The organism is Georgenia sp. Z2081 (assembly GCF_055326445.1).
In genome coordinates, this window is record NZ_JBUZNK010000021.1 from 1 (window position 1) to 8155 (window position 8155).

General features: G+C 65.8%; 8 protein-coding genes and 4 pseudogenes. 8 read left to right on the plus strand and 4 right to left on the minus strand.

The features are described 5' to 3' along the window. Positions 1–234 (minus strand): annotated as a pseudogene (locus ACZLKG_RS16450) (IS3 family transposase); the annotation flags it as partial. Beyond that, on the minus strand, positions 231–539 hold the full coding sequence (locus ACZLKG_RS16455) for a transposase (RefSeq protein WP_463649345.1): 309 nt from the start codon (positions 537–539) through the stop codon (positions 231–233). The gene ACZLKG_RS16455 and the pseudogene ACZLKG_RS16450, both read right to left, overlap by 4 nt. A gap of 63 nt (positions 540–602) precedes the next feature. Between ACZLKG_RS16455 and ACZLKG_RS16460 the strand changes: the two are divergent. Continuing rightward, positions 603–1781: pseudogene (locus ACZLKG_RS16460) on the plus strand (ATP-binding protein); the annotation flags it as partial. 79 nt (positions 1782–1860) lie between these two features. On the opposite strand, the gene ACZLKG_RS16465 reads toward ACZLKG_RS16460, so the two are convergent. Together ACZLKG_RS16465 and ACZLKG_RS16470 are read right to left on the minus strand one after the other, a co-directional pair. Further along, positions 1861–3084, minus strand: coding sequence for an MFS transporter (locus ACZLKG_RS16465; RefSeq protein WP_463649346.1), 1224 nt, complete (start codon positions 3082–3084; stop codon positions 1861–1863). A 43-nt stretch (positions 3085–3127) separates the two neighbouring features. Then, a complete protein-coding gene (locus tag ACZLKG_RS16470) occupies positions 3128–3466 on the minus strand; it encodes an ArsR/SmtB family transcription factor (RefSeq protein WP_085437293.1) in 339 nt (112 codons plus the stop codon). Positions 3467–3929: 463 nt separating this feature from the next. Here ACZLKG_RS16470 and ACZLKG_RS16475 point away from each other — a divergent pair, with 463 nt between their 5' ends. The 7 genes and pseudogenes from ACZLKG_RS16475 to ACZLKG_RS16505 all read left to right on the plus strand — a co-directional run. After that, the gene (locus ACZLKG_RS16475) at positions 3930–4241 is read left to right on the plus strand and encodes a transposase (protein ID WP_463649347.1); all 312 of its coding nucleotides are present in this window, start codon (positions 3930–3932) and stop codon (positions 4239–4241) included. Between the two features lie 5 nt (positions 4242–4246). Further along, the gene (locus ACZLKG_RS16480; RefSeq protein ID WP_463649348.1) at positions 4247–4999 is read left to right on the plus strand and encodes an IS3 family transposase; all 753 of its coding nucleotides are present in this window, start codon (positions 4247–4249) and stop codon (positions 4997–4999) included. A gap of 211 nt (positions 5000–5210) precedes the next feature. Next, positions 5211–6290: an IS110 family RNA-guided transposase gene (locus ACZLKG_RS16485; RefSeq protein WP_310537427.1), complete on the plus strand. Its 1080-nt coding sequence runs from the start codon at positions 5211–5213 to the stop codon at positions 6288–6290. 16 nt (positions 6291–6306) lie between these two features. After that, a pseudogene (locus ACZLKG_RS16490) lies at positions 6307–6540 on the plus strand (integrase core domain-containing protein); the annotation flags it as partial. A gap of 495 nt (positions 6541–7035) precedes the next feature. After that, complete coding sequence (locus tag ACZLKG_RS16495) at positions 7036–7527, plus strand: hypothetical protein (RefSeq protein WP_463649349.1); 492 nt, start codon at positions 7036–7038, stop codon at positions 7525–7527. 89 nt (positions 7528–7616) lie between these two features. After that, entirely contained in the window at positions 7617–7925 is a 309-nt protein-coding gene (locus tag ACZLKG_RS16500; RefSeq protein ID WP_463649345.1) for a transposase, read from the plus strand. Continuing rightward, positions 7922–8155: pseudogene (locus ACZLKG_RS16505) on the plus strand (IS3 family transposase); the annotation flags it as partial. The gene ACZLKG_RS16500 and the pseudogene ACZLKG_RS16505, both read left to right, overlap by 4 nt.

Genomic DNA, 8155 nt, shown 5'->3' on the forward strand with positions numbered 1-8155 from the left:
CACTGCGTGGCCGGCGTCCTTCAGCTCGTCGGCGATGAAGCGGTGTCCGAACTCGGGGTCGTCGGCGTGGATGTCGTAGGCGGCGTTGATCAGGTGCGCCTCCTCCAGATCACGAGCACTGACAGGGCTCGCGCGCCACTGGTAGAAGCCCTGCGTGGAGAAGCCGAGCACCCGGCAGGTCACCGCGACGGGAATCACGCCAGCGGCAAGGTCACGGACCAGCGGGTACATCATTTTGGGCGGGCCTGCCCTGGGCCGAGGTTGGCCCGGGAGAGGTACGCGGTGGCCTTGCGCAGGATCTCGTTCTCCTGCTCGAGCTCGCGGATCCGCTTGAGCATCCGGGCCTGCTCCCCGTCGCTCGCGCCGCTCTCACCGCGAGCGGGCTCGAAGCCGCGTTCTCGCAGCCGAGCCTCGTTGACCCAGGTCTGCAACGCGGACTTCGACATCCCCAGGTCGCCACAGACCTGCCGCTGCGTCATCCCCTGATCCAGCAGCTCCAACGCGCTGGCCTTGAGCTCTTCTGAGTAGATCTTCGGCACGAGAGCCATCCTCTCCGCTCCGCAGAGCAGTCAGGAAGTCAACCGAACCCTCAGCAGACCCCTGAGGGCGGTCTTGGTTCCAAGGGCGTGTTCGTCGGCCAAGACCTCTACTCCGGTGGTTCGTTCGTCTACGACCCGTGGGTGCTGTATCAGTCCGGGGTCATCACCGCTCCCAACGTGGTGCTGGCCGGGATCGTCGGCTCCGGCAAGTCCTCCCTGGCGAAGTCGCTCTATACGCGCTCGCTGCCGTTCGGCCGCCGGGTCTATGTCCCTGGTGATCCCAAGGGTGAGCACACTGAGATCGCTCGCGCGGTCGGGGGCCGGGCGATCCAGCTCGGCCACGGCCTGCCCACCCGGCTGAACCCGCTCGATGAGGGCTACCGGCCCACCGGGCTCTCGGATGCCGAGTGGACCACCACGGTGGCCTCCCGGCGCCGTGACCTCATCGGGGCGCTGACCGAGACCGTTTTGGCCAGGTCGATGACCCCGCTGGAGCACACCGCGATCGACACCGCCCTCACCTCGACAGTCCGGGAGAACGAGGTGCCGATCCTGCCGATGATCGTTGACCACCTCCTGAACCCCTCCCATGATCCTGACGGGCGGCTGGCCGAGGACGGGCGCATGGTCGGACACGCACTCAGGCGTCTGGTCGCCGGTGACCTCTCCGGCCTGTTCGACGGCCCCTCCACCGAGACCTTCGACCCGACCCTGCCGATGGTCTCCTTGGACCTCTCCCGAGTCACCGAGTACTCCACCCTGGTCAGCGTGCTGATGACCTGCTCGTCGGCGTGGATGGAATCAGCACTACTGGACCCCAATGGCGGACAGCGCTGGTGCATCTACGACGAAGCATGGCGCCTGATGTCCGAGCCGGCCTTGTTGAAGCGCATGGACGCGCACTGGCGGCTGGCACGGGCCTATGGGATCAGCAACATGCTGATCTTCCACAAGCTCACCGACCTGGAGAACGTCGGCGATCAGGGCTCCGCGATGCGGTCGCTGGCGAACTCGCTGCTGGCCAATGCTGAGTCGCGGATCATCTACCGGCAAGAATCCGACCAGCTCGGCACCACTGCCAAGACCCTCGGACTCACCGGCACCGAACGCGAACTCCTGCCCACCCTGGCCACCGGACAAGGACTCTGGCGGATCAAGGAACGCTCCTTCGTCGTCCAACACCAGCTCCACCCGGCCGAATACGAGCTGTTCGACACCACCAGCCGCATGGAGATTAAGTGACGAGTTCCCGCGAATCCGTTCGGAAATCTAGGGAACCTGAGTGCTCACCACCGTTTTCAAACTAGCCGAGGGTGCGGGTTCACGGAACCGGTGACTCCACGCGGGACGCCGGCCGCCAGGCGGTCGTGGCGACGATCGAGCCGAGTACGCCGATGCCGACGAGGACGAGGGCCACGGCGGGCAGGCCGATGGCGGCTCCGAGGACTCCGGCGAGGGGGTAGGTGATGAGGAAGCAGGCGTGGGAGAGGGAGAACTGCGCCGCGAACACCGCCGGACGGTTCTCCTCGCTGCTGCCCCGGCGCAGCAGCCTGGCGGACGGAGTAAGGATCGTAGAAGTCGCCGCACCGATCAGTCCCCACAAGACCAGGAGTGCGACCCATTGCCCGGTGCCGTCAGCCCAGGCGATGACCCCGGTCGCGGCGAGCAGCAGGACGGGGATGGCGATGCCGCCGGTGAGCATGACATTCCGGTCGGGCAGGGTGTCGAGGAGCTTGGGCATGCCGAGCGCGACGAGCATGGAGCCGCCCCCGTAGGCGGCGAGCATGAGCGCGACATCGGTCTGCGGGCGGCCGAGGTCGCCTTGGACGAGGACGACGGTGTTTACGATCACCATCGCCGTAGTCGTCGCGACGACGAGGTTCAGCCCCATCAGGCCGCGCAGCTCCCGGCTGGCCCAGAACGCGCGGACGCCTCTGGTGAGGCGATCGAAGAACGGCGCAGGCGGCGGGGTGGCGATGTACGGGAACCGCGTGACGATCACGAGGGTTGCCGAGGCGAGGAATCCGACGACGGTGCCGGCGAAGAGGTCCTGGAAGCTGATGACGGTCAGCAGGGCGGCGGCGAGCATCGGGCTCACCAGCGATTCCAGGTCGTAGGCCAGGCGCGACAGCGACAGGGCGCGGGTGTATTCGCCCTCGTCGGGGAGCACTGAGGGGATGACGGCCTGGAACGCGGGCGTGAACGTCGCCGACGCGGACTGCAGCAGGAAGATCAGGATGTAGATCTGCCACGCCTCGGTCACGAACGGTAGCGAGACCGCGACCCCGGCGCGGATGAGGTCGGCCCCGATCAGGAGGGGCTTACGGGGCAGGCGGGCAGTGAGCGCGGTGGTGACCGGTGAGACGGCGACATAGGCGACCATCTTGATCGTCATCGCCACCCCCATCACGACGCCTGCGTCACCTCCGGCGATGTCGAAGGCGAGCAGCCCGAGCGCGACGGTGAGCAGGCCCGTGCCCAACAGGGCGATGATCTGCGCGCTGAACAGCTTCGCGTAGGACGGGTTGCGGAGAACGGCGAGCATGAGACGAGACCTCACAATCGAGGGCGTAAGTACGGACGGGGTACTACTGCCGGGGTGCGTGGTGGTGGGGCGGGATGTGTCCGTTCGCGACGGCGTGCTCGGCCTGCTTGATCGCCTCGACCACCAGGGCGACCGCGTGCTCGTCGGTGAGGCGGTAGAGCACGCTCGTGCCCTCCTGCCGGGTCGTGACCATTCGCGCCATCCGCAACCGCGCCAGGTGCTGCGAGACCCCGGAGGGCTTCTTCCCGACCAGCTCCGCCAGCGCGTTCACCGGCAGCTCCTCCGCCTCCCGGAGGGCGAGCACGATCCTGATCCGCGTCGGATCGGACAGCAGGCCCAGCACCTCCGCGGCGAGGTCCACGAACTCCGAGGACGGGTTCATCCCACATACCTTCTTATCTGCATCCATACGCAGATACTAACACTTGTGAGTCGAGAGTGGTGTGGCGCTTGTCTGGCTTCCTGTCCGGCTCTAGTCGGCGAGGTGGGAGTGCGGGGCTGGTATCTCTTCGTGGAACGAGAGGTGGCCGAGGGTGGCGGCGTAGCGGGATGCGCCTCCGATGAGGAGGCCGAAGGGCTCCCAGATGCGGCGCTCTTGCAAGGATACGGTCGCTGCCCAGCGACTGCGGATTCAGGCCGGCTTCTTCCAGGGGAACGTGTGGCCGGGAGCAAGCAGCCTCGGCGCGGTGTTCTGAGTGACGAACAGGGGCGGGTAGCGCGCGCCTGAGAGGCAGTAGTTGTGGAACTGGCCTCCCGGGTGGGGATGATCGGAACCGTCCTGGCGTTTCTGCTGTTCCTGAATCGGCCTGGGTTTCGTTCCGTTCTTGAAGCAAGGATGGAACGCGATGAACCAGAAGTACTCTCCCGAGATGCGCGAGCGCGCGCTGCGGATGCTCGATGAGGCCAAGGCCTCCGGTGAGCGCTCGAATCTGATGTCCGCGGTGCGGCATGTGGCCGGTCTCCTCGGCATGAGCGCGGAGACGCTGCGGGTGTGGCATCGTCGTCGGGAGGTCGACGCGGGCGCGAAGCCCGGTGTCCCGAGCGATGTCGCGGAGGAGAACAAGCGCCTGCGCCGCGAGGTGGCCGAGCTGCGGAAAGCGAATGAGATCCTCAAAGCCGCGAGCGTGTTTTTCGCGAAGGAGCTCGACCGGCCCTGACCGAGATGATCCGCTTCATCGACGAATATCGAGAGCGGTTCGGGGTCGAGCTCATCTGCCGGACGCTGCGCCCGGCAGTGCAGGGTTTCATCACGTCCCGCGGGTATCGCGCCGCGAAGACCCGCGTCGTCTCCGCCCGGCAGCTGCGGGACGAGCTGCTGGTGCCCGAGGTCGCCCGGCTGCATGCGGAGAACTACGGCGTCTACGGGCGGCGGAAGATGCATGCCCTCCTGAAACGTCAGGGATGGGACATCGGCCGAGACCAGACCGAACGCCTCATGCGCCTCGCGGGAGTGCGTGGGGTTCGCAAGTCGAAGAAGGCGTTCACGACCAGGCCCGACAAGGCGCAATCCCTGCCGCGGGACCTCGTCCAACGACGGTTCCGCGCAGACGCGCCGCGCAGGCTCTGGGTCGCGGACATCACGTATGTGGCCACCTGGGCGGGGTTCGCGTATGTGGCGTTCGTCACCGACGTGTACTCGCGCAAGATCGTGGGCTGGAACGTCGCCTCGACGCTGCGCGCGGAGGTCCTGCCCCTACAAGCGCTGGACATGGCCGCCTGGGGCGCGGACGGCCCGCTCGACGGGCTGATCCATCACGCCGACCACGGCTCGAACTACATGTCGATGGTTTACACCGACCGCGTCGTCGAACTTGGCGCGACCCCGTCGACAGGCACTGTCGGGGACTCGTATGACTGTCAGTCTGTTTCTACCGGGTTCCGCAAGAATCGGGGAGTCCCGGTCGGAGTGTTCTGACCCTTGCTTATGATTGGCCCCTGATGGTGCCTTGGCGTTGTACTGTCGAGCTTCCGGCCGGGCAGGCAAGAACACGCTGCCGCCGACCAGGAGTGACCTAATAGGAGCCTGGAGCCAAGCAAGTCAACGAAGCGCCCTCGTGACAGTCCTGTCCGCCTGGCCGACGACAGTGTGCAACGTTCACACTATGCCGGCAAGGAGCACCAGCACTATGGGCACAGAGTCTGAAATCAGATCCGGGTACGTCGTCATCGGCGTCGATACCCACAAACACATCCACGTCGCCGCAGTGATGGACTCCATCGCCGGGATTCTCGCGACGTTGACCATCAGCACCGATACCGGCGGGTTCAAGCAGTTACTGACCTGGGCAGAATCCTTCGGGAAGGTCCTGGTCTTCGGCATCGAAGGCACCGGCTCTTACGGGGCCACTCTGACTTCGTTCCTGCGCCGGAACGGGCACACAGTCGTCGAGGCCGGAAGGCCAGATCGGCGGATGCGCCGGATGAACGGCAAATCCGACACCCTCGATGCCGAGAATGCCGCACGAGCGGCACTCTCAGGGTTGGCCACAGCGACCCCGAAGACCGCTGATGGCGTCGTGGAGATGATCCGGCAGCTGAAGGTCGTCCATGACACCGCGGTGCGTGACCGCTCAGCAGCTATGGTGATCCTCAAAGGCATGCTCGTCCACGGCGATGACGAACTGCGGGCCACCACTAACCGGATGACCCAGATCAAGCTGGCCCGACACCTGGCTGCACTGCGTCCCCGGAGCCTATCCACCCCGGAAGATGCTCTGCGGCACTGCCTGCGCACCCTGGCCAAGCGGTGGCTGACTATGAACTCCGAGATTAAAGAAGTCGCAGAGATGATCGCCGGACTGGTCACGGCTCAGTGCCCTGCACTGTTGGAGCGATTCGGTATCGGCATCGACACCGCCGCCGAGATCCTCATCGTCGCTGGAGACAACCCGGAGCGCATCAAGAGCGAGGCCGCGTTCGCGAAACTCGCCGGCATCAGCCCGGTGCCCACCGGATCAGGGATGACCAGCGGTAAGCACAGGATCAACCACGGTGGACACCGACAGCTGAACTCCGCGATCTACAGGACAGTCATCGTACGCATGCAGCACCACGAGCCCACCAAGGCCTATGTGGCCCGCCGCACCGCTGAAGGCAAGTCCAAACGCGACATCATCCGCTGCCTGAAACGCTACGTCATCCGAGAGGTCTACCACCTCATCAAAGCACGCCCCGAGACCGCGGAGGTATCCCGAGTGGCTATTTGACAGATATAGGAGCGTCAATGCCCTCGCCGAGGCGATCAACAACCTCTACAAGACCGAGCTGATCCGCCAGCGCGGGCCCTGGAGGACGGTCGAGCAGGTCGAGCTTGCGACGCTCGAATGGGTGTGGTGGTGGAACCACCAACGCCTCCATGGCGAGCTCGGCATGCGCACCCCGGCCGAGGTCGAGGACGCGTACTACGCTGACCTCGGATCAGCCTCCCCGGCGACCGCCGGACAGGGAAACCGATAGGAACGAAACCCAGGCCGGTTCATCCTGCCCCAAGCACGACACACTTGGACGAACCGGGCCCGCCCCGAACGCTTGCGGGGCATCAGCCTGGCCAGCCAAGGCTGCATTATCGCCAACGCCCTGGTCTGGGGGCTCTACGCGGCATTGACTGACGCGTTCTGGACCGGAGCGCCAGGGATCATCAACGCCCCCTTAGCGGCCTGCACCATCCTTCTGCTGCTGCGCGGGCGCCGGAACACACGACCGAGAACGACATGCGATGCCTGTGCCGCGGGCATCGACCACCGGGTCTTCATCACCAATCCCGCCGGGTGGGGATCGATCATGAGCTGCACACCGGCATCCAGGCCCCACGGCGTCATCATCTTCTCCCGAGACGACGCCCGTGCACTGCGCAGACAGCGACCAGGCTAAGCACGCCAAGGCACCTCCGGTGCGGGTTGTGTGCACCTGGGCGGCATGAGAGCAGATCAGCCTGAGCAGGCCCCGGTGTCGATGCGCACCATCGTCCTAGACATCCACCCTGATGGTTCGATGCACGTCACCATCGACGGCAACCCGCTGCCACCCGAGGACGAATGGCCGTGGTCGCGATCGGCGTTCCCGCAGATCATTGACCAGGCCAGCGAGGATCGCAGCCGACCAGTTCGGGTGGAGGTCCATGAGGCCGATGGCACGAGCTTCACCGATCTGCTGCCGGCCCGGCCACCACGTCGTACACCTGAACCTGACCCGGCACCAGAACCGGCGAAGCCGCGCAAGCACCGCACCGGAGCGAAACTCATTGAGGTCACCGCAGAGGGTTTCATCCCTGGTGAGGACATCATCTGCTGCCTGATCGCCTCCCACACCGAGGCCGCACCCGATGCAGCCGCGCGGGCACTGGTGGACCTCAAACAGGTCACGAAGGCTCTCCAGACCGGGAATGGTGAGGTGGTGCTGATCGGGCGCATCTCCGGTCACATGGTCGTGCGGAGTCTGTCATGAGCACCCCGACCGGTCGCCAGTCCGGCACGGGTCTGCTGAGGGTTCGGTTGACTTCCTGACTGCTCTGCGGAGCGGAGAGGATGGCTCTCGTGCCGAAGATCTACTCAGAAGAGCTCAAGGCCAGCGCGTTGGAGCTGCTGGATCAGGGGATGACGCAGCGGCAGGTCTGTGGCGACCTGGGGATGTCGAAGTCCGCGTTGCAGACCTGGGTCAACGAGGCTCGGCTGCGAGAACGCGGCTTCGAGCCCGCTCGCGGTGAGAGCGGCGCGAGCGACGGGGAGCAGGCCCGGATGCTCAAGCGGATCCGCGAGCTCGAGCAGGAGAACGAGATCCTGCGCAAGGCCACCGCGTACCTCTCCCGGGCCAACCTCGGCCCAGGGCAGGCCCGCCCAAAATGATGTACCCGCTGGTCCGTGACCTTGCCGCTGGCGTGATTCCCGTCGCGGTGACCTGCCGGGTGCTCGGCTTCTCCACGCAGGGCTTCTACCAGTGGCGCGCGAGCCCTGTCAGTGCTCGTGATCTGGAGGAGGCGCACCTGATCAACGCCGCCTACGACATCCACGCCGACGACCCCGAGTTCGGACACCGCTTCATCGCCGACGAGCTGAAGGACGCCGGCCACGCAGTG